The sequence below is a fragment of the uncultured Intestinimonas sp. genome (genome assembly GCF_944387245.1).
Lineage (GTDB): Bacteria > Bacillota > Clostridia > Oscillospirales > Oscillospiraceae > Intestinimonas.
The window spans coordinates 1-20,636 of the sequence record NZ_CALXEE010000037.1 but is presented as its reverse complement, the minus strand read 5'-3'; the positions used below and the strand labels follow the sequence as shown (position 1 = coordinate 20,636).

Annotated in this window: 17 protein-coding genes, 1 riboswitch and 1 other annotated feature; of the genes, 12 read left to right on the top strand and 5 right to left on the bottom strand. The window is 64.3% G+C overall.

The window, feature by feature from the left end; translation table 11 throughout:
- Positions 1-703: 703 nt before the first annotated feature.
- The 6 genes from recJ to Q0K15_RS06375 all read left to right on the top strand — a co-directional run bounded on the left by recJ (position 704) and on the right by Q0K15_RS06375 (position 9,843).
- Entirely contained in the window at positions 704-2,773 is a 2,070-nt protein-coding gene (recJ, locus tag Q0K15_RS06400) for a single-stranded-DNA-specific exonuclease RecJ (protein WP_294514037.1), read from the top strand.
- 37 nt (positions 2,774-2,810) lie between these two features.
- Positions 2,811-5,033, top strand: coding sequence for a bifunctional (p)ppGpp synthetase/guanosine-3',5'-bis(diphosphate) 3'-pyrophosphohydrolase (locus Q0K15_RS06395; RefSeq protein ID WP_294514033.1), 2,223 nt, complete (start codon positions 2,811-2,813; stop codon positions 5,031-5,033).
- A 235-nt stretch (positions 5,034-5,268) separates the two neighbouring features.
- Complete coding sequence (locus tag Q0K15_RS06390) at positions 5,269-5,466, top strand: hypothetical protein (RefSeq protein WP_294514029.1); 198 nt, start codon at positions 5,269-5,271, stop codon at positions 5,464-5,466.
- Positions 5,463-6,674 (top strand): ATP-grasp domain-containing protein, encoded by a 1,212-nt coding sequence (locus Q0K15_RS06385; RefSeq protein ID WP_294514018.1) that lies wholly within the window; start codon positions 5,463-5,465, stop codon positions 6,672-6,674. The genes Q0K15_RS06390 and Q0K15_RS06385 overlap by 4 nt, the downstream gene beginning before the upstream one ends.
- Before the next feature lie 41 nt (positions 6,675-6,715).
- A complete protein-coding gene (locus tag Q0K15_RS06380; protein WP_294514015.1) occupies positions 6,716-8,566 on the top strand; it encodes a glycoside hydrolase family 13 protein in 1,851 nt (616 codons plus the stop codon).
- A gap of 140 nt (positions 8,567-8,706) precedes the next feature.
- A complete protein-coding gene (locus Q0K15_RS06375) occupies positions 8,707-9,843 on the top strand; it encodes an MFS transporter (RefSeq protein WP_294514012.1) in 1,137 nt (378 codons plus the stop codon).
- Between the two features lie 44 nt (positions 9,844-9,887).
- Here the strand turns inward: Q0K15_RS06375 and Q0K15_RS06370 are convergent, their stop codons facing one another.
- The 5 genes from Q0K15_RS06370 to Q0K15_RS06350 form a co-directional block, all read right to left on the bottom strand.
- Positions 9,888-10,715, bottom strand: coding sequence for a QueG-associated DUF1730 domain-containing protein (locus Q0K15_RS06370; protein WP_294514009.1), 828 nt, complete (start codon positions 10,713-10,715; stop codon positions 9,888-9,890).
- 76 nt (positions 10,716-10,791) lie between these two features.
- Complete coding sequence (locus Q0K15_RS06365) at positions 10,792-11,514, bottom strand: copper amine oxidase N-terminal domain-containing protein (protein ID WP_294514006.1); 723 nt, start codon at positions 11,512-11,514, stop codon at positions 10,792-10,794.
- A gap of 209 nt (positions 11,515-11,723) precedes the next feature.
- Entirely contained in the window at positions 11,724-13,874 is a 2,151-nt protein-coding gene (locus Q0K15_RS06360; protein ID WP_294514004.1) for a polyribonucleotide nucleotidyltransferase, read from the bottom strand.
- Positions 13,875-14,066: 192 nt separating this feature from the next.
- Entirely contained in the window at positions 14,067-14,333 is a 267-nt protein-coding gene (gene rpsO / locus Q0K15_RS06355) for a 30S ribosomal protein S15 (RefSeq protein WP_294514001.1), read from the bottom strand.
- A gap of 992 nt (positions 14,334-15,325) precedes the next feature.
- On the bottom strand, positions 15,326-15,655 hold the full coding sequence (locus tag Q0K15_RS06350) for a hypothetical protein (RefSeq protein WP_294513998.1): 330 nt from the start codon (positions 15,653-15,655) through the stop codon (positions 15,326-15,328).
- Positions 15,656-15,945: 290 nt separating this feature from the next.
- Here Q0K15_RS06350 and lspA point away from each other — a divergent pair, with 290 nt between their 5' ends.
- The 6 genes from lspA to Q0K15_RS06320 form a co-directional block, all read left to right on the top strand.
- On the top strand, positions 15,946-16,434 hold the full coding sequence (gene lspA / locus Q0K15_RS06345) for a signal peptidase II (protein ID WP_294513995.1): 489 nt from the start codon (positions 15,946-15,948) through the stop codon (positions 16,432-16,434).
- The gene (locus tag Q0K15_RS06340) at positions 16,409-17,326 is read left to right on the top strand and encodes an RluA family pseudouridine synthase (RefSeq protein ID WP_294513992.1); all 918 of its coding nucleotides are present in this window, start codon (positions 16,409-16,411) and stop codon (positions 17,324-17,326) included. Before lspA ends, Q0K15_RS06340 begins: the two co-directional genes overlap by 26 nt.
- Positions 17,327-17,611: 285 nt before the next feature.
- Positions 17,612-17,731, top strand: a riboswitch (TPP riboswitch).
- A gap of 75 nt (positions 17,732-17,806) precedes the next feature.
- Complete coding sequence (gene thiT, locus Q0K15_RS06335; protein ID WP_294513989.1) at positions 17,807-18,394, top strand: energy-coupled thiamine transporter ThiT; 588 nt, start codon at positions 17,807-17,809, stop codon at positions 18,392-18,394.
- A gap of 12 nt (positions 18,395-18,406) precedes the next feature.
- Entirely contained in the window at positions 18,407-19,219 is an 813-nt protein-coding gene (locus tag Q0K15_RS06330; protein ID WP_294513986.1) for an HAD-IIB family hydrolase, read from the top strand.
- Between the two features lie 58 nt (positions 19,220-19,277).
- Positions 19,278-19,498: a binding site (T-box leader), on the top strand.
- Positions 19,499-19,544: 46 nt separating this feature from the next.
- Entirely contained in the window at positions 19,545-19,769 is a 225-nt protein-coding gene (locus tag Q0K15_RS06325; protein WP_294514040.1) for a PF20097 family protein, read from the top strand.
- A gap of 28 nt (positions 19,770-19,797) precedes the next feature.
- On the top strand, positions 19,798-20,636 hold an 839-nt coding region (locus Q0K15_RS06320; RefSeq protein ID WP_294513983.1), incomplete at its 3' end, for a class I tRNA ligase family protein.

The window sequence follows — 20,636 nt, the reverse complement described above, 5'->3', positions numbered from 1 at the left end:
CGGCAATTTCCTTCATAATTATCTCCATGGGCAGAAAAAAGCCCGCCGCAGAATCTTTCGATTCTGCGACGGGCCCGTCATGGTCATTGGCCATGACGGATGAGGGGGCGTTAAGTGTTTCCTCAAGGAACAGTCAAAACCCGTTTCGCTTCCCTGCTGGAAAAAGAACGGTTTTTGGAATCCAAAGAAAAAGGGGCTCCCGTGGGGGTTGAGTGGCTCCAAATAGGAATCCGGCGGCCCGTCTTTGCTCCCCCATTGTGCACCAGCGCCGTCTACGGTAGACTACCTGGGCGGAACAGGGACAAGCGGTGGTTTTATCCCACATTTTTTCGCCGCCTGCGTGGGTGGGTGTCGGAACGTGGTGGCGCTGCCTGGTATTCCCTCTATCGCGGGGCACGGCTCCATCTCTCTTCCCAATTCACTCTTCACTTTTCCCTCTTACTTTTACTTGTGGGGCGCGACGACTCGGCGCGCCATTGGCACCACGTTTCGGAGGTGTGTGTAGGGGCGGCCACAGGCCGCCCCTACGAAAGGTGATGCGAAATCTGTCAGGTATGCCGATCCCGCCCTCTCTCAGGGCCCGTCCCTCCCCCACCGGAGGGGCGGGTCCTTTTCCTTTTGACATACCCTGGACTTTCCCTTGTAAGTGACGGGGGGATTTGGTATAATAAAAGTTGATTTTTTGAAATTTGAGGGCAAACGGATGAAGTACAAGAAATGGAATCTGGCAGCCCCGGAAAGGAGCGCCGTGGAAGGGCTGCGGAGGGCCGGACTGCCGGCTCTGGCGGCCTTGGTGTTGTGCGCCCGTGGGCTGGACGCCCCGGCGGCGGCCCAGGACTTCTTGTCCGCCGGGGAGGCGCCCCTCCATGACCCCTTCCTCCTCAGGGACATGGACAAGGCGGCGGCCCGGCTGACGCTGGCCTTAGAGCGGGGGGAGTCCATCGCCGTCTACGGCGACTACGATGTGGACGGTATCACGTCCACCTGTCTTTTGACCCAGTTCCTCCGGAGCCGGGGGGGCCAGGTCATCCCGTACATCCCCGACCGGCTGGAGGAGGGCTACGGCCTCAATAGGGAGGCGGTGGACCACCTGCACCAGGCGGGGGTGAGCCTCATCGTGACGGTGGACTGCGGCATCACCGCCGTGGCCGAGACCGACTACGCCAACAGCCTGGGCATGGAGGTCATCATCACCGACCACCACGAGTGCAAGGAGGGCCTCCCCGCCGCCGCGGCGGTGGTGGACCCCCACCGGAGCGACTGCGGCTACCCCTTCCCCTGCCTGGCCGGGGTGGGGGTGGCTCTGAAGCTAGCCCTGGCCCACACCCCGCCGGAGGAGCGGCAGGCGGTCTTTGAGCGCTGTTCCGACCTGGCCGCCGTGGGCACGGTGGCCGACGTCATGAGCCTCACCGGGGAGAACCGGACCATCGTCCGGCAGGGGCTCCGGGCCCTGGCCCACACCCGCCGGCCCGGCTTCAAGGCCCTCATCCGGGAGGCGGGGGCGGAGAGCCGGTGTCTCACCGCCACGGGCATCGGCTTCACCCTGGCGCCCCGGATCAACGCCGCCGGGCGCATGGGGAAGGCCTGGGTGGCCGCCGAGCTCCTCCTCACCGACGACCCCGCCCGGGCGGAACTGCTGGCCAAGGAGCTGTGTGAGCTCAACCGGGAGCGGCAGGCCATCGAGGCCGACATCTACCAGGAGTGCCTCTCCCGCCTGGAGCGGGAATCGGCTGCCCCCCGCCGGGCCCTGGTCCTCTCCGGGGAAAACTGGCACCAGGGGGTGGTGGGCATCGTGGCCTCCCGCCTGGCCGAGCGGTACTCCTGCCCCACCTTCATGATCTGCCTCCAGGACGGCAAGGGGAAGGGCTCCTGCCGGAGCTTTGGGGGCTTCAATCTGTTCAAGGCCCTGGAGTCCTGCGCCGATCTGCTGGAGGGCTTCGGGGGCCACGCCCTGGCCGCCGGCTTTACCATCCTGGAGGAGCACATCGACGCCTTCCGGAAGCGGATGGAGGAATGTGTGGAGGCCTGGAGCGGCGGGGCCGAGCTGGTGTCGGTGCTGGACATCGACGCCGAGCTCCCCGACCCCAACCTGCTGACGGTGGAGGAGGTTCACGGCCTTGGTGTGCTGGAGCCCTATGGGGCGGGCAACCCCAAGCCGGTGTTTTCCCTCTCGGGCTGCACCGTGTCCACCCTCAGCGAGGTGGGGGGCGGCCGGCACCTGAAGCTGCGCCTGAGCCGCTGCGGCCACAGCCTGGACGCCATCTTCTTCTCGGTGACAGCCCGGATGGCGGGCCTGGCCCCCGGGGACCGGGTGGACGTGGCTTTCACCCCCCAGATCAACGAATTCCGGGGCACCCGGTCGGTGCAGCTCCAGCTGTGCGACCTGCGCCCCGCCCCCACCCGCATGGAGGCCGAGCAGGCCCTCTACGACCGCCTGCGGCAGGGGGAGAACCTGACCGCCCGGGAGGCGGCCGCCCTCATCCCCAGCCGGGCGGAATTTGCCGCCGTGTGGCGGTATCTCAGCGGCCACGCCCGGCAGGGCCGGGTGGAGGACACCGCCCGCCGTCTGGCCCGGGGGGTCTCCCGGACCTACGGCATCAAGGAGACCGTCATGCGGACCATGGTCTGCCTGGAGGTCCTGGATGAGCACGGGCTCATCCGGGTGGAGCAGTCCACCGACCACCTGCGCATCGACCTGTGTCAGGTGGAGGGCAAGGTGGACCTGGAAGACTCCGCCCTCATGAAGCGGCTGCGCCGCCTCTCCCAGAGCTGAAGGCCGGGGCGGGACGCATTTTAGAAGAGGTGATCGTATGGACCCCGTCTTGGAGAGCTATCACGCCCTGGAAGACAAGATCAAACAATATAACCACAACCTGGACACCAAGCGGCTCTACGCCGCCTTCCAGTACGCCGACCAGGCCCATTCGGGGCAGCTGCGCAAGGATGGCTCCCCCTATATCACCCACCCCCTGGCGGTGGCCGAGATCGTGGCCGAGCTGGAGCTGGACACCGACTCCATCATCGCCGCCCTCCTCCACGACTGCATCGAGGACACCGGCGCCACCCACGAGGACATCGCCAAGCTCTTCGGGGCCACGGTGGCCGACCTGGTGGAGGGGGTCACCAAACTGACCCGGGTGCAGTACACCTCCAAGGAAGAGGAGCAGATGGAGAACCTCCGCAAGATGCTCATGGCCATGGCCAAGGACATCCGGGTGATCCTCATCAAGATCTGCGACCGGCTCCACAACATGCGCACCATGGAGTACCAGACCCCCCGCAAGCAGCGGGAGAAGGCCCTGGAGACCATGGAGATCTACGCCCCCATCGCCCACCGCCTGGGCATGCAGAAGATCAAGTGGGAGCTGGAGGACATCTCCCTGCGGTACCTGGACCCGGTGGGCTACCAGGAGATCGGGGACGAGCTCATCCGCCGCTCCTCCGCCCACGAGGAGTTTATGGCCAGCATCCAGCAAAAGATCCAGGAGCGGCTGGCGGAGGAGGGCATCCAGGCCACGGTGTACGGCCGGGTGAAGCACATCTACTCCATCTACCGAAAAATGTTCGCCCAGAACAAGACCCTGGACGAGATCTTCGATCTCTACGCCTTCCGGGTCATCGTGGACGACACCAACGAGTGCTACAACGTCCTGGGCTGTATCCACGACCTCTTCAAGCCGGTGCTGGGCCGGTTCAAGGACTATATCGGCACCCCCAAGCCCAACGGCTACCAGTCCCTCCACACCACGGTCATCGGCCGGGAGGGCATCCCCTTCGAGGTGCAGATCCGCACCTGGGACATGCACCACACGGCGGAGTACGGCATCGCCGCCCACTGGAAGTACAAGCAGGGCCTGGCCAACGACAAGCTGGGCACCGAGGAGGCCTTCGAGTGGGTCCGGAAGCTGCTGGAGAGCCAGCAGGACACCGAGGCCGAGGAGTACGTCCGCACCCTGAAGGTGGACCTCTTCGCCGACGAGGTGTTCGTGTTCACCCCCCGGGGCGACGTGGTCAATCTGCCCGCCGGAGCCACCCCCATCGACTTCGCCTACAACATTCACTCCGCCGTGGGCAACGCCATGACGGGGTGCAAGGTCAACGGCCGCATCGTCACCTTTGACTATCAGCTCCAGTCCGGCGACATCGTGGAGGTCATCACCTCCAAGTCGGCCCACGGCCCCAGCCGGGACTGGATGAAGATCTGCAAGTCCAACGAGGCCCGCAACAAGATCAAGCAGTGGTTCAAGAAGGAGCGCCGGGAGGAGAACATCGTCACCGGCCGGGCCATGTTCGAGTCGGAGCTCAAGCGGGCCGGCATCCAGCTGGCCGCCATCACCGGCGAGGACGTGCTCCCCCACCTCCTCAAGAAGGTGGGCTCGGGCAGCCTGGACGACCTCTATGCCGCCATCGGCTACGGCGGCATGACCGCCCAGAAGGCGGTCAACCGCATCCGGGACGAGCTGCTGCGCATCAACCGGGACAAGACCGAGAAGGCCAACGCCGAGCGGCTGGCCGCCCAGGCCACCTCCCCCCAGCTCTCCACCCCCGCCAAGCTCATCCCCGGCGCCAAGCGCAGCGAGTCGGGCATCATCGTGGAGGGCCTGGACAACTGCCTGGTGAAGTTCGCCAAGTGCTGCACCCCGGTGCCCGGAGACCCGGTGGTGGGCTTCATCACCCGGGGCTTCGGTGTGTCGGTCCACCGGCAGGACTGCCCCAACGCCGACCCCGCCAAGCGCAAGCCCGAGGAGGCCGGCCGCTGGGTGAAGGTCTCCTGGGGCGAGAGCGAGCAGAGCACCTACCAGACCTCCCTGGAGATCTCCGCCAAGGACCGGGACGGCCTGGCTCTGGACGTCACCATGGCCCTCACCGCCGCCAAGGTGAAGGTGAGCAGCTTCTCCGCCCGGGGCCTCCCCGACGGCTACGCCCTGGTGTCGGTGGTCCTGGAGGTAAAGGACAAGAACGAGCTCACCAGCCTCATCAACAAGCTGGGCCAGATCTCCGGCGTCTACCAGGTCAAGCGGGCCACCGGCTGATGGGCCGCCTGCCGCACTGCGCCATTTGTGGGGCGCGCCAAACCACGCCTGAAGCGCACCCTCATCCGGCCCTTCGGGCCACCTTTCCCCTGGAGGGGGGAAGGTCCGGGGAAACGCCGCCCATAAAACCTTCCCCCCACAGGGGGGAAGGTGCCCCAGTGGGCACACTGGGGCGGATGAGGGGGTGCCCGGTGGATGGGAACACCCGCCCCCCAACCCACCAAGGAGCCGAACCATGACAGAGAGAGAAGCGCAACTGGACAAGAAGCTGTCCCAGGCCTTTGCCGGGGGCGGCATCCGCCGCCGGGAGCTGCGTCTCACCGCCGAGGAGGCGGCCTGGGCGGCGGCCCGGTATCCCGTCCGGGTGGTCCCCATGGGCCCCGGCGGGGATAAAAACTGGTATGAGATCATCTTTCAGGGAGCTGAACAATGATGGAGACATCCTTCCTCCCCCTCCTCTTCGGAGGGGACATCAACGTGTACAGCATGGCCCGAGCCTTCCATGAGGCCTACGGCATCCGCTCCACCGCCTACGGCAAGTTCGCCACCGGCGTGTGCTATGAGAGCGCCATCCTGGATTACCGGGTGTGCGCCAAGAACGAGGACGGGCCCACCTTCTACGACAACGTGTGCAAGTTCGCCCGGGTCAACCCGGACAAGACGGTGCTAGTCATCGGCTGCGGCGACAGCTATGTGAAGCTGGCGGCCCAGTATAGGGACCGGTTCCCGGCCAACGTCATCGCCCCCTATATCGATCTGGCGCTCATGGACGAGCTCACTGACAAGGAGCGGTTTTACCAGCTGTGTGACCAGTACGGCATCGACCACCCGGCCACCTTCGTCTACCGGAGGGAGATGGGCCACGACTTCGAGCTGCCCTTTGAGCCCCCCTATATCTGCAAGCCGGCCAACGGCGTCCACTACTGGGAGCACGACTTCCCGGGCAGCGAGAAGGTCTTTACCCTCCCCGACCGGGCAAGCCTGGAGGCCACATTGGACAAGGTCTACGCCGCCGGCTACCCCGACGCCATGATTATCCAGGAGTTTATTCCCGGGGACGACAGCTTCATGCGGGTCCTCACCTGCTACTCCGATGAGCATGCTCAGGTGAAGCTCATGTGCCTGGGCCACGTGCTCCTGGAGGAGCACACCCCCCACGGCATCGGCAACCACGCCGTCATCATCACCGAGCCCGCCGACGGCCTGGCCGAGAAGTTCCAGGCCTTTTTGGAGGACGTGGGCTTCACCGGCTTTTCCAACTTCGACATCAAGTACGACCAGCGGGACGGCAAGTTCAAGGCCTTTGAGATCAACACCCGTCAGGGCCGCAGCAACTACTATGTGACCGGGGCGGGCTATAACCTGGCCAAGCTCCTGGTGGAGGACCGGGTGGAGCACAAGGCCCTGGAGACCATCGTCACCCGGAACCGCTCCCTGTGGATGGTGGTCCCCCACAAGGTGGCCTTCGACTATACCCCCAAGCGCTACCACCAGGAGATGAAGGCGCTCATCCGGGCCGGGGCGGTGACCAACCCCCTCCTCTACGGACCCGACGCCGCCTTCAAGCGTAAACTGAAGCTGGAGAAAAACCAGCTGGGGCACTTCGTGAAGTTCAGAAAGTACTACCACCGGCCGGACTGAGGTGCCCGCTGCCCATTCTGCGCGATCGTGAGTGATGTAGTTTGACTGACACGCCTATTTTTGACTCCCGGGACCCCCGGTGCAAGACCCCCTACGGGGCGGTGGCGTCGGGCGTCCCGGTGCGCCTCACCCTCCGCCCCTGGCGGGGGGACGGCTGGTCCCGGGCCTTTGTGAAGGCACGGTTTGAGTTCCGCAGCGACGAGACGGTGACCCTCCCCATGCCCTGGACGGGCCTGGACGGGGACCGGGACCTCTTCTCCTGTGAACTGGACACCGCCGGCTATCTGGGTCTGGTGTGGTACTCCTTCCGGCTGGAGCGGCTGGACGGCAAGTATTTGGAGCTGCCGGAGCGGCAGCTCACCGTCTACGACGGCACCGCGGAGGTGCCCGCCTGGTTCGGGGAGGGGGTCACCTACCAGATCTTCCCCGACCGGTTCCGCCGCACCGCCGTCCCCGACCCCACCGGCATGGTGGGCGGCCGCAGCGTCCACACCGGCTGGTTCGAGGAGCCGGTGTGGCGGCCCGATGAGCGGGGGGAGGTCCGCAACCGGGACTTCTTCGGCGGCTCCCTGGCAGGGGTCATGGAGAAGCTGGACTACCTCCAGAGCCTGGGGGTGGAGACCCTCTACTTCTGTCCCATCTTCGAGGCCCCGGAGAACCACCGCTACGGCACCGGCGACTATGAAAAAATCGACCCCATGCTGGGCACCAACGAGGACTTCTCCCTGCTGTGCGCCGCCGCCCGGGCCAGGGGTATGCGGGTGATACTGGACGGGGTCTTTAACCACCAGGGCTTCGTGAGCCGCTACTTCAATGGGGACGGCTCCTACCCCGGCCTGGGGGCTCACCAGTCCAAAGAGTCCCCCTACTATAAGTGGTACCACTTCTCCCACTGGCCGGACCAGTATGAGTCCTGGTGGGGCATCTACTCCCTGCCGGCGGTGAACGAGAGCGAGCCCAGCTATGTGGACTATATCATCGAAAATCCGGACAGCATCGTCCGCCGGTGGCTGGAGGCGGGAGCCGACGGCTGGCGGCTGGACGTGGCCGACGAGCTCCCCGACGAGTTTGTGGGCAAACTCCACGCCGCCGCCCGGGCGGTGAAGCCGGAGGCCGTCATCATCGGCGAGGTGTGGGAGGACGGCTCCAACAAGGTGGCCTACGGCGTCCGCCGGAAACACCTGCTGGGGGGCTACCTGGACGGCCTCATGAACTACCCCTTCCGCAGCGCCCTCCTCACCTGGCTCCTCGCCCACAACGCCGGGGCTTTTCGGGAGACCATGGAGACCCTGCGGGAGAACTACCCCCCCGCCGCCTTCTACTCCTCCATGAACTCCCTGGGCACCCACGATACCCCCCGCATCCTCACCCTGCTGGGGGTGGGGAGCGACTGCGGCGGGGAGAGCAAGGAGTGGCGGTCCACCTACCGGCTCACCCCTGAGCAGCGGGCCCTGGGGGTGCAGCGGCTGCGGCTGGCCTCCCTGGTGCAGTACGCCTTCCCGGGCAGCCCCACCACCTACTACGGCGACGAGGCGGGCATGGAGGGCTTCGAGGACCCCTTTAACCGCCGCACCTTCCTCTGGGGGAGCGAGGACCAGGACCTCACCGCCTGGTACACCGCCCTGGGCAGGGCCCGGAAGGAGCTCATCCCCCTGCGGAAGGGGGACATCGCCTATGTGAAGGCGGAAGGGGCGGTGCTGGCCTTTACCCGGACCTGGGAGGGGGACAGTGTCCTCTGCGCCGCCAACGCCGGCGACCGGCCCACCGTCCTCACCGTGGCCGGCAGCTGGGCCCAGGTGGACGGGTCCATGGTGTGGCCCGCCAACGCCGAGACCGGCCAGGCCGCCATCCGCCTTGCCCCCATGAGCGGCCTGCTGTTGCGGCGGCTGTAACATTCTGACCATTGGAAAGGAGCGCGTGTGTTGATGCCTCGTCCCATCTGATGCCCCTGTGTTTCGTCGGCTCCGCCTGCGGCGGGCCTTCCAGCGCTGCCCATTTGGCCGCGCCAGAACGAAAACAGGAGGAAATTCAGATGGATACCAGGCGCAATACCGCGCTCTTTTTTGCTGCCTATTTTTTGGAGGGACTGTGCTTTTATGCCCCCGTGGCCACCCTCTACCGCCAGGCCGCCGGGCTCACCCTGGCCGAAATCGGGGTCATCGAGTCGGTGTCGGTGGCCCTCATGCTCCTGCTGGAGCTCCCCTGGGGCCGGGTGGCCGACCGGCTGGGCCACCGGCGGGTCATCGTCCTCTCCACCGCCCTCTACGCCCTCTCCAAGGTGGTCTTTTGGCGGGCGGACGGCTTTGGGGACTTTTTGCTGGAGCGGGTCATCCTGGCCGTGGCCCTCGCCGGGCTCTCCGGCTGTGATTCCGCCTACCTCTACGCCTGCGGCGCTCCAGAGGAGGGCCAGCGGCGCTTCGGCTTGTGGGGAGCGGTCCAGACCGCCGGGCTGGTGACGGCGGGGGTGTGCTCCACCCTGTTCTTCGGGGAGAACTACCGCGCCGCCGCCGGGTGGACGGTGATGACCTACGGCCTGGCCGCCCTCCTTACCCTCTTCCTCACCGAACCCCAGGGGGCGGCGCCCCCGGCGGAGGAGCGCCCACCCCTCCGCGCCGCCCTGGGTTGGAGCCTTGCCCACGCCCCCCTGCTGATGGGGGGCGCCCTCTTCACCGAGACGGTGCAGTTTGTGGCCGTCTTTCTATCCCAGGTCCAGTACCAGCGCTCCGGTATCCCCCTCCGGTGGTTCGGCCTCCTTTACGTCCTCACCACCCTGGCCGCCCTGGCGGGTGTCCGGTCCCACCGGCTCACCGGTAGATTGGGCAAGCGGGGCGGCACCCTCCTGCTGATGGGGGGCGGCGCCGCCCTGTGCCTCCTCCTGGCCCTCCTTCCCCTGCCCGGGGCGTCGGTGCTGGGGATCATGGGGCTCCGGGCGGCGGGAGCCCTCTTCGAGCCGGTCTCCCTGGACCTCCAGAACGCCGCCGCCCCTCCGGGGGGCGCAGCCGCCCAGCTCTCCTGCAACGCCATGGTCATGGAGTTGACGGCGGCAGCTTTAAACCCAGCCTTTGGCTCTGCCGCCGACCTGGGCACTGGCTGGGCCCTGCTGCTGGGAGCGGCCGCCTGCGGCGGCGGATTGGTCCTCTTTTTATATGGCATGGGGCGGCTGAAATAAGAAAAAGCGACGGCTTTGGACGAGAGTCCAAAGCCGTCGCTCTTCTATTTCTCCTCTTTCAGTTTCAGGTTGCGCTCCAGCACGCCGGGACCCCGCCAGGTGAAGGCCCGGTCCGGGAAGGCGGCCTGGAACTGTTTCCGGGTGGAGTTTTCCACATCTTTGGGGGTAAGTGTGGAAAGAAGTCCGTCCCGGAACTCCGGCAGGGGCGTAATGGGGACGTCCCGGTTGTAGGGGCAGACGGTCTGGCAGGCGTCACAGCCCCAGATGAGGTTGTGGCGGCGGAGAAGGCCGGTCTGCTCCGCCGTCAGCTCCCCCTTGCGCTGGGTGAGCTCGGAGAGACATTTGGAAATGTCAAACCCATTGGGGCCCAGGGCTTTTCCAGGACAGGCGGCCAGGCAGGCACCGCAGCCCATACAGTCTGGGGAGGCCGCGGGGGCGGAAGGCAGGGGCAGGTCGGTGAGGACCGTGGCCAGAAAGAGCCAGCTCCCCCAGGGGGGCAGGATGACAAGGCCGTTTTTCCCCCGGAGGCCCAGCCCGGCCAGACGGGCGGCCTCCCGCTCCGGCAGGGGGGAGTTGTCCACAAGTGGGACAAATTTGTGGAAAGGGTGGGCCGCCTCCAGGGCGGCGCAGACGGGAGTCAGCCGCCGGGCCAGGGCGGTGTGGTAGTCCTCCCCACGGGCGTAGCGGGACAGGTTGCCGGGGGTCTCCCCGGCGTAGTAGGGGAAGGCGGCCACATACACCCCGGCGGGGACGGGACAGAGCCCCTCCGCCTTGGCCTGAGCATGCTCATCCATGTGGGGCAGCAGATCGGCGTAGGCACAGGTCCCCCACCCGGCCGCCCCGGCCCGGGTCCAGAGAGTATCCGGTTCCATGAAGGTCTTGACACCTCCTGATGAAAAGGCGGACGGGAAAGGATTCCCGTCCGCCCTTGCAGACATGGTGGAAAGATTACTCGGAGAAGGAGATGTCGTAGATGGCATACTCGGAAGAGTGGATGCCGTAGGCCTCCTCCGTGGCCAGCTTCACGTTGGCGGCACGGTTCAGGGGAACGGTGATGGTCTGCTCGCCGCTGTCATAGGTCAGGTCGTATTCGGCCACAGCGGTGCCGTCCAGGGTGACCGTCAGCTTGGTGTTGTAATCCTGAGCGCCGTCCACATGGCCCACCTTGAAGGTCATGGTGCTGTACAGGCAGTTGGTGTTCCACAGGGCGTAGCCCTCCTGGTTGGAGTTGCTGAGCACCACGCCGGAGGTGTAGTCCACGCCGGATACCGTGAAGGTGTTTCTGAAGTCGGAGCCGTCGTAGATCTTGGAGACGTTGTTCACCTGGTAGGGGGGCAGCTTGGTCATCCAGTTCTCCTCGGTGCCGGGCACCTGGCCGATGTAGACGGTGCGGGTATCCCCGTCCCAGGTGACGTCTTTGCCCAGAGCCTCGCCCACGGCGCGCACAGGCAGGTAGGTGGTGCCCTCGCTGACAAAGGGCTCCACCACGTTGCCATTGGCGTCCTTGGGGGTCACGGCCACGCCGTCCACCACGATCTGGATACCCATGTACTGGGCGGTGATGACCTTGGTGGTGATGGCGCTGGCGGCCAGGGCGGTGCCGCAGAGCAGGGCGGAGCCGAGGGCGACAGCGGCGGCGCGGGAGACGAATTTCGAGTGGTTCTTTTTCATGTTCTTTTCCTCCTTGTTTTTCAGCAGACAAAATGTCAGGCTATGCCTGAGCAGATCGGTCTGCCTGGCCGGCGGGGGTACCGTCAAGGGCAGACAGGCCTCATTGCCTTGACAAGATAAAGTGCCGGAAAAGGGCCCGCCGGTTTTACGCAGAGAAAAAATAGTTCAAAATATAATTTATGCTCCGGCCGCGCCGGTGGGTAGCAGGCTCACTTAACGGGCTCGCCGGCGGCCTGCTTGGCCTGGATCTCCCGGAGGGCGTCCTTGTAGGACAGGTTCACGCGGCCCTTCTCGTCGATCTCGATGACCTTGACCCAGATCATGTCGCCGATGTTGACCACGTCCTCACACTTCTCCACGCGGCGGTTGGAGAGCTTGGAGATGTGGACCATGCCGTCCTTGCCGGGAGCCAGCTCCACAAAGGCGCCGAAGGGCAGGATGCGGACCACCTTGCCGTAGTACAGCTGACCCACCTCGGGCACAAAGACGATGGTCTCGATGGTCTTCTTGGCGGCGTCGCAGGAGGCCTTGTCCACGCCGGCAATGTAGATGGTGCCGTCGTCCTCGATGTCGATCTTGGCGCCGGTGTCGGCACAGATCTTCTGGATGACCTTGCCGCCGGAGCCGATGACCTCGCGGATCTTGTCGGGATCGATCTTCATCTTGACCATCTTGGGGGCGGTGTCGGCCACGTCCTCCCGGGGCTTGGAGATGCAGGGGAGCATGATCTCGTCCAGGATGGCGTAGCGGGCGTCCTTGGTGATCTCCAGGGCCTCCTTGATGATGGCGTGGGAGAGACCGTCGTTCTTGATGTCCATCTGAATGGCGGTGATACCGGCCTTGGTGCCGGCCACCTTGAAGTCCATCTCGCCGTGGAAGTCCTCCACGCCCTGGATGTCGATGAAGGTGGTGAAGCCGCCGTCATCGTCCTGGATGAGGCCGCAGGAGATGCCGGCCACGGGGGCCTTGATGGGCACGCCGGCGTCCATGAGGGCCAGGGTGGAGCCGCAGATGGAGCCCTGGGAGGTGGAGCCGTTGGAGCTCAGGACCTCGGAGACCACGCGGATGGCGTAGGGGAACTCCTCCACGGGGGGGATGACGGGGTCCAGAGCGCGCTCGGCCAGGGCGCCGTGGCCCTTCTCGCGGCGGTTGGTGGACCGGGCGGCACGGGCCTCACCGGTGGAGTAGGCGGGGAAGTTGTAGTGGTGCATGTACCGCTTCTCCTCCTCCTCCCAGATGGTGTCCAGCTTCTGGGCGGCGGAGAGGGTGTTCAGGGTGCAGATGGAGAGGACCTGGGTCTGGCCGCGGGTAAAGAGGCCGGAGCCGTGGACCTTGGGCAGGACGCCCACCTCGGCGGCCAGGGGACGGATCTCGTTCTTGGCGCGGCCGTCCACGCGGTGGCCCTCCAGGAGCCAGGCCTTGACGATCTTCTTCTGGAACTTGTAGGTGATCTCCTCCAGGTACTGGTCCATGTCGGGGTGGCTCTCCAGGTACTTCTCGTGCCACTTCTCGATCATGGCGTTCCAGCGGGATTCCCGGATGTTCTTGTCGTCGGTGTCCATGGCAGCCTTGGCCTCGTCCATGAAGTTGGCCACGATGTCGTCGAAGAGCTCCTGGTCGAAGGCGGCGTGGTCGTAGGTCATCTTCTCACGGCCGATCTCAGCCACGATGGTGTTGATGAAGGCCACCTGCTTGCGGCACTCCTCGTGGGCCTGCAGGATGGCGTCATACATGATGTCGTCGGGGATCTGGTCGGCACCGGCCTCGATCATAATGACCTTGCTGTCGGTGGCGGCCACGGTCAGGTCCAGCTTGGAGGCGTGCTTCTGCTCCTGGGTGGGGTTCTTGACGATCTGGCCGTCCACGTAGCCCATCTCCATGCAGCCGATGGGGCCGGCCCAGGGGATCTCGGAGTAGGCCAGACAGGCGGACACGCCGATCATGGCGGTCATCTCGGGAGAGCAGTCCCGGTCCACGCTCATGACGGTGCAGGTGACCACCACGTCGTTGCGGAAGTCGTAGGGGAAGAGGGGGCGGATGGAGCGGTCGATGACACGGGCGGCCAGCACGGCGGGCAGGGAGGGCTGCCCCTCGCGGCGCATGAAGGAGCCGGGGATGCGGCCCACGGCGTAGAGCTTCTCCTCAAAATCCACGCTCAGGGGGAAGAAGTCCACGCCGTCCCGGGGACGGGGGGCGGCGGTGACGGCCACCAGCACGGTGGTCTCGCCATAGGAGACCATGGCGGAGGCGGTGGCCAGCTCGGCCACCTTGCCCACGTCGATGGTGAGGGGACGGCCGCACAGGTCCATCTTGTAGGTCTTGTGGTTGGGGAACTGCTTGTGAGTGATGACGGTTGACATGTTGTTCCTCCTTTGTAATGTGGATGCACGTCAGAGCCGTCAGGCCGTTTTTAGCATTTGAACGCGGGTCCGGACGCTCCGGGCACAGGTTCAACTGCTAAAAAAGCCGTTTGGGCTCTGAACGCGGGTGAAAAATGGGGTGGATTGGAAGAAAGGGTGGTGCGGAAGCCCACACCACCCTCATTCACTTCATTACTTTCTGATACCCAGCTTAGCGATAATGGCGCGGTAACGCTCCACGTCCTTCTTGGCCAGGTAGTCCAGCATCTTGCGGCGCTTACCGACCATCTTCAGCAGGCCGCGGCGGCTGTGGTTGTCGTGGATGTGGATCTTCAGGTGCTCGGTGAGCTCCTGGATGCGGGCGGTCAGAATGGCGATCTGCACCTCGGGGGAGCCGGTGTCAGTGGGATGGGTGCGGTTGGCCTCAATGACGGCCGTCTTTTCGTCCTTACGGATCATGGAAAATTCCACCTTTCATCTGATTTGCCCGAGGGCTGCGTAACGGGCGGGTGAAAACCCCCGCGTGAGAGCGGGCTGTGTCCCGAAACGAGGCATCTGGGCGTTCTTGGCACTTTGCGTGCCTTAGTAGATTATCATATCCTGGCCGTAAAGTAAAGGAAAAATTCCTGTTTTGCCAAAAAAATTCCGCGCAGAGGCCCTTCCCGGAGGGGAAAGGTCCGCTGTGCGGATGTTTTGACATTGAAACCGCCCCGGCGCGGGACAAGCCTTCCCCTGGGGGAAGGTGGCCTTTGCGGAGCAAATGACGGATGAGGGGGAGCCCTGCGGTGTGGTTTATGTTGAGGTTCATCGGACCACTTTTCTTGTAAGGTGCGGCGCATCTCTTATAAACCTTCCCCCTCCAGGGGAAAGGTGTCATGGCCGACGGCCATGACGGATGAGGGTGCGTTAAGCGGTCCCTCAAGAAACGGTCAAAACCCGTTTCGCTTCTCTGCTGGAAAAAGAATGGTTTTTGGAATCCAAAGAAAAAGGGGCTCCCGTGGGGGTTGAGTGGCTCCAAATAGGAATCCGGAGGCCCGTCTTTACGCCCCCGTTGAGGTCCAGCACCGTCCACAGGTGACTCCGCCGGTGGAACAGGGAAAAGCCGTGGTCCTATCCAACATTTTTTCGCCGCCTGCATAGGTGGGTGTCGGGGCGTGGTGACGCTGCCTGATATTCTGCTGCGACGCAGGATGGTATTTGCCGCCTGCGTGGGTGGGAGTCGGGACGTGGCGCCGCCTCCCGGTATTCCCTCTATCGCGGGACGCGGCTCCATCTCTCTTCCCTATTCACTCTTCACTTTTCCCTCTTACTTTTACTTGTGGGGCGCGACGACTCGGTGCGCCATTGGCACCACGTTTCAGAGGTGTGTGTAGGGGCGGCCTTTGGCCGCCCACGAGATCATGCTCCAGGGCTGGGGTAGGGGCGGATCGTATCCGCCCGGTCTGTCCCGTTTACCCCAGCAGGCCCAGAAAGGCGGCAAGGGCCCCGGCGGTGAGGGCTACCACGGCGATGCTGGCGCACAGGTCCAGCACCACCGCCGCCCGGCGGAGCCGCCGCTGCCGCCGTGCAGAGCGCCGCCGGGGGGTCATGGGGGCGGGCTTGGGCAGCAGGTAGAGCTGGGGTCCCTGGACCTCGGGCTCCGGGTCGGCCACCGGCTCGGCCAGCACAGGGGCCAGGTCCCCGCCGGAGACCGCGGAGAGCTTCTGGCGATAGGCCGCCAAATCCACCAGGTTGCCCTGGTGCCGGATGAAGTGTTCCGTCCTGTAATAAATGGTTTGCATACCGTGATCCCTCCTGTGCTGCGGGCCTGCCGCCGTTTGATGGGGTGTCTCTTACTCTCTTAGACGGCACCGGCGCCCAAAAGGTTTCCAGAACTTTTGTTCGAGTCGATGATACAACAAATGTTCGATTGCTGTCAAGGGGGAAAATCACAGGACCGGTCCCAAAAAGTGGACGGGGGAAGAATGTGATTGTAAACCGGTCGGATTTTGATATAATGAAAAGGTATGATACCGGCCCATCTGAAGGGCCCATCCCGGCCTGGGGCCGGAGACAAGGAGTTTTTACCGCTATGCTGTATGCCCTGCTCGCGGCGGTCCTGGTGGCCGCGGACCAGGTGGTCAAGTACCTGGTCCGCGCAAACATCCCCCTGGGGACCTCCGTTCCCTTTCTCCCCGGCCTGGTGGAGCTCACCTACGTGAAGAACACCGGCGCCGCCTTTTCCATCTTTTCCGACCACACCTGGATTCTGACCCTCATCTCGGCGGTGGTGGCGGTGGCCATCGCCGTGGCCCTGCTGCGCCGGGTGATCCGCCACCCCTTTGGGGTGACCACCCTGACGGTGGTCTTTGCCGGGGCGGTGGGCAACCTCATCGACCGGGCCCTTTTCGGCTTTGTCACCGACATGTTCAACCTCCAGTTCATGCACTTCGCCGTCTTTAACGTGGCCGACATCTGTGTGGTCTGCGGCGGTATCGCCTTCTGCGTCTACTTCCTCTTCTACTACGACAAGCTGGAGAAAAAGGAGGCGCCCCATGACAGAAGTGATACTGAGAGCTGACCAGGACGGGGAGCGGCTGGACCAGTTCCTGGCCCGGAGCGTGGAGGGTCTCACCCGTTCGGCGGCCCAGCGGCTCATCGAGGAGGGGACGGTCACCTGCAACGGCAAAGCCGTGAAGAAGAACGCCCGCACCGCCGTGGGGGACGACGTGGCCCTCACCCTTCCCGACCCGGAGCCGGTGGATGTGCTGCCCCAGGACATCCCCCTGGACGTGGTCTACGAGGACGCCGACGTCATCGTGGTCAACAAGCCGGTGGGTATGGTGGTCCACCCCGCCCCCGGCCATCCCGACGGCACTCTGGTCAACGCTCTGTTATATCACTGTAAAAATAGTCTCTCCGGAATCAACGGGGAGCTGCGGCCGGGCATCGTCCACCGCATTGACCGGGACACCTCGGGGCTCATCATCGCCGCCAAGAACGACGCCGCCCACCTGGCTCTGGCGGCCCAGCTCCAGGACCACTCCCTGTACCGCTACTATGAGGCGGTGTGCGTGGGGGGGCTGAAGGAGGACAGCGGCACCGTGGACGCCCCCATCGGCCGCCACCCGGTGGACCGGAAGAAGATGGCGGTGGACCGGAAGAACGGCCGTGAGGCGGTGACCCATTGGGAGGTGCTGGGGCGGTATTCCGGCTATACCCACATCGGCTGCCGGCTGGAGACGGGCCGCACCCACCAGATCCGGGTCCATATGGCCTCCATCGGCCATCCCCTGCTGGGGGATACGGTGTACGGAGCCAAAAAGCCGGTGCCGGGGCTGGCGGGCCAGTGCCTCCACGCCCGGAGACTCTCCTTCGTCCACCCCCGCACCGGCGAGCGCATGACGGTGGAGTGTCCCCTGCCCGACTGGTTCACGGCGGTGCTGGACAGGCTGGAGCGGGGCCGCTTCTGAGAGAGGGTCGGAAGAAAGGGAAAGGCAGATTTTCTGTCTCACGTCCCCTCATCCGTCTGGCCTTCGGCCAGCCACCTTCTCCCCTCAGGGGGGAAGGTTTTACAGACAGCGCTTTCTCAGACCTTCCCCCCTGGAAGGGGGAAGGTTTTATATGGTGTGCCGAGGTATTGTGCCCCACACATGAAAGTGAAGAGTGAAGAAGGAAGAGGGACGGAGGGGGTACCCCCTGCCCCCTTCCTTGACAATCCCCGTGCGGTGAGATAAAATGAGTCCGACCGCAGGACAAATCGAATACAGGGGCGCTGGACGCAAGTCCGGCTGAGATGCAGGGGAATAGTGCTTCCCCCGGTCCCTTGAACCTGATCCGGGTAATGCCGGCGTAGGAAGAGGATTCGGCCTTTTGTCGTTTCTCCCGTACCGCATTGCGCAGAAGTTACCAGGTTTGCGCTGCGGTACATTTTTGCAAAGGGAGAAATTTGTATGGACAACACCGCGTATGTCAAGCCCAGGGCCCGCCGCAAGAACGCCACCCGCATGCTCTGCGAGGGCGCCATTATGGCGGCTCTGGCCCAGATCCTCAGCTATATCAAGCTCATGGAGCTGCCCAACGGCGGTTCCCTCACCCCGGCCATGTTTCCCATTCTCCTCTTCGCCCTGCGCTGGGGCCTGAAGGACGGATTGCTGGCCGGCTTTGTATTCGGCCTTTTGCAGCTGATCTTCGACGGCGCTTACGCCTGGGGCTGGCAGTCCATGCTGCTGGATTACCTGCTGGCCTTCACCCCTCTGGGCCTGGCCGGTCTTTTCAAGGGCAAGGCCTGGGGTATCTTCCCCGGTACCGTGCTGGGCTGTGCCGCCCGCTTCGTCATCCACTACATCAGCGGCGTCACCATCTACCGCATCGCCGCCCCCACCGAGGTGCTGGGGACGGTCTTTGATAACCCCGAGCTCTATTCTCTGGTCTACAACGGCTCCTACATGCTCCCCAACACCGTGCTGGCCCTGGTCATCGCGGCGCTGCTGTACGTGCCCATGAAGAAATACTATGCTGGGAGCGATCTCATTGGATAAGGTGTGATTTGATTGGGCAAATTTACGGGCGTGCTGCTGGCCAGCGACTTTGACGACACCCTGGTGGGGGACAGCTGTGTCCTATCCCCCGCCAACCGGGCGGCGTTGGAGCACTTCACCGCCGAGGGCGGGGTGTTCACCGTCTCCACCGGCCGGGCCAAGCGGACCTTCGCCCCCTATGCCCACACCGTACCCATCAACGCTCCGGTGATCCTGGCAAACGGGGCTATGCTCTATGACTTTTCCGCCGACCGGGTGGTGGTGGACCTGCCCCTCCCCCAGACGACGGCGGCCGACCTCACCCAGCTGAGCGAGGAGATGCCCGCGCTGGGCATCGAGTGCTACCACGGGGACGACGTCTACATCCACCACCCCAACGCCCACACCCGGCGCCATGTGGAGCGGGTCAGGACCACCTGGACCGAGCGGGCCCTGTTGGACATGCCCACCCCCTGGAGCAAGGCGGTGATCCAGGCCGATCACGAGGTGCTGCTGAAGGCCCAGGCGGTGATCCGAGACCGCTGGGGGGACCGGTACGAGGCCATCTTCTCCAACGCCGTGCTGCTGGAGTGCACCGCCAAAACGGCCAGCAAGGGCGGCATGGTCCTGAAGCTGGCGGAGCTGCTGGGCATCCAGCGGGAGCACATCTACTGCGCCGGGGACAACCAGAACGACATCCCCATGCTCTCGGTGTCGGCCATCCCCTTCGCCCCGGGCAACTGCGCCCAGGCGGTAAAGGACTGGGGAGCCACCGTGCTGCGGCCCTGCGAGGAGGACTTCATCGCCCAGGTGGTGGGGATTCTGGACCTGCGCTACGGCGGCTGAAGCCCTCCGGGGCTTGACAAACGGCCCGGAAACGGATAAGATACTGTTCGCATATATGGAAAACGCACGGAAAAGGACAGGTACCGCCCCCATCGCCGCACAGAGAGCCGCCGTATTGGTGCAAGGCGGAGGACGAGGGGACGGGAGGATCACCTTGGAGCGGCCCGCTGAACTGTCAGTAAGCGGGGACGGCAGGCACCGTTATCGGCCGTAAAGTGGTCCGGGCATGTCCCGGGCAATGAGAGTGGTACCGCAGAGGTTTACGCGCCTTTGTCTCTTGAGGAGACAAAGGCGCGTTTTGTTTGGAGGGAATGCTGTGGAAGTTATGTGTCCAGACTGCGGAAAGCCCATGGAGGCCGGTCGTATTTTTGGTAAGATCCCCCTGCTGTGGAGTCCCAAGGATAAAAAATTCACCCTGATCAAGGGCAAGGAGGACGTGAGCCTGATCAAGGGACGCTTCCCCGAGGCCTGGATCTGCAGGGATTGCCAGACGGTGATTTTTCACTATGGAGAGGCCGCCCGCGCCCCCTCCGCAAAGAGTTCAAAATAAAAAATTCAGATAAAAGGAGAACACACCCATGGATTACAACCAGACCGTCCATCTGCCCCAGACCGATTTCCCCATGCGGGCGGGGCTGCCCAAGCGTGAGCCCGACATGCTCCAGGAGATGTACGACCACGACCTCTACAACAAGATGGTTGCCCGCAACGACGGCAAGCCCACCTTCGTGCTCCACGACGGTCCTCCGTACGCCAACGGCAACATCCACATCGGCACCGCCCTCAACAAGATCCTCAAGGACATCATCGTCAAAGAGAAGAACATGACCGGCTTCTGCGCCCCCTACGTCCCCGGCTGGGACACCCACGGCCTGCCCATCGAGTCCGCCGTGTTGAAGGATAAGAGCGTGAAGCGGGAGGAGATGACCACCGCCCAGTTCCGCACCAAGTGCCGGGAGTACGCCGAGAGCTACATCGCCAAGATGACCGAGCAGTTCAAGCGTCTGGGCGTCCTGGGCGAGTGGGACAACCCCTATATCACTTTGCTCCCCGAGTTCGAGGCCAAGCAGATCGAGGTCTTTGGCAAGATGGCCGAGAAGGGCCTCATCTACAAGGGCATGAAGCCGGTCTACTGGTGCCCCCACGACCAGACCGCTCTGGCTGAGGCCGAGATCGAGTACGCCGACGACCCCTGTACCACCATCTTTGTCAAGTTCCCCGTGCTGGACGACAAGGGCAAGCTGGGCCAGTACACTGACCTGAAGAAAACCTACTTCGTGATCTGGACCACCACCCCCTGGACCATCCCCGGCAACTTCGCCATCTGCCTCAACGCCGACTTCGACTATGTCCTCCTCCAGGTGCCCTCCGGCGACGTGTATATCCTGGCCAAGGACCTGGCCGAGTCCGTCTGCAA

Bases quoted from the DNA above. Each gene is read 5' to 3' on its own strand.
- Q0K15_RS06340 (WP_294513992.1), top strand. From the start codon at position 16,409: ATGACAGAAGTGATACTGAGAGCTGACCAGGACGGGGAGCGGCTGGAC.
- Q0K15_RS06395 (WP_294514033.1), top strand. From the start codon at position 2,811: ATGGACCCCGTCTTGGAGAGCTATCACGCCCTGGAAGACAAGATCAAA.
- Q0K15_RS06370 (WP_294514009.1), bottom strand. From the start codon at position 10,715: ATGGAACCGGATACTCTCTGGACCCGGGCCGGGGCGGCCGGGTGGGGG.
- recJ (WP_294514037.1), top strand. From the start codon at position 704: ATGAAGTACAAGAAATGGAATCTGGCAGCCCCGGAAAGGAGCGCCGTG.
- Q0K15_RS06365 (WP_294514006.1), bottom strand. From the start codon at position 11,514: ATGAAAAAGAACCACTCGAAATTCGTCTCCCGCGCCGCCGCTGTCGCC.
- Q0K15_RS06350 (WP_294513998.1), bottom strand. From the start codon at position 15,655: ATGCAAACCATTTATTACAGGACGGAACACTTCATCCGGCACCAGGGC.
- Q0K15_RS06390 (WP_294514029.1), top strand. From the start codon at position 5,269: ATGACAGAGAGAGAAGCGCAACTGGACAAGAAGCTGTCCCAGGCCTTT.
- Q0K15_RS06385 (WP_294514018.1), top strand. From the start codon at position 5,463: ATGATGGAGACATCCTTCCTCCCCCTCCTCTTCGGAGGGGACATCAAC.
- rpsO (WP_294514001.1), bottom strand. From the start codon at position 14,333: ATGATCCGTAAGGACGAAAAGACGGCCGTCATTGAGGCCAACCGCACC.
- thiT (WP_294513989.1), top strand. From the start codon at position 17,807: ATGGACAACACCGCGTATGTCAAGCCCAGGGCCCGCCGCAAGAACGCC.
- Q0K15_RS06325 (WP_294514040.1), top strand. From the start codon at position 19,545: ATGTGTCCAGACTGCGGAAAGCCCATGGAGGCCGGTCGTATTTTTGGT.
- lspA (WP_294513995.1), top strand. From the start codon at position 15,946: ATGCTGTATGCCCTGCTCGCGGCGGTCCTGGTGGCCGCGGACCAGGTG.
- Q0K15_RS06375 (WP_294514012.1), top strand. From the start codon at position 8,707: ATGGATACCAGGCGCAATACCGCGCTCTTTTTTGCTGCCTATTTTTTG.
- Q0K15_RS06360 (WP_294514004.1), bottom strand. From the start codon at position 13,874: ATGTCAACCGTCATCACTCACAAGCAGTTCCCCAACCACAAGACCTAC.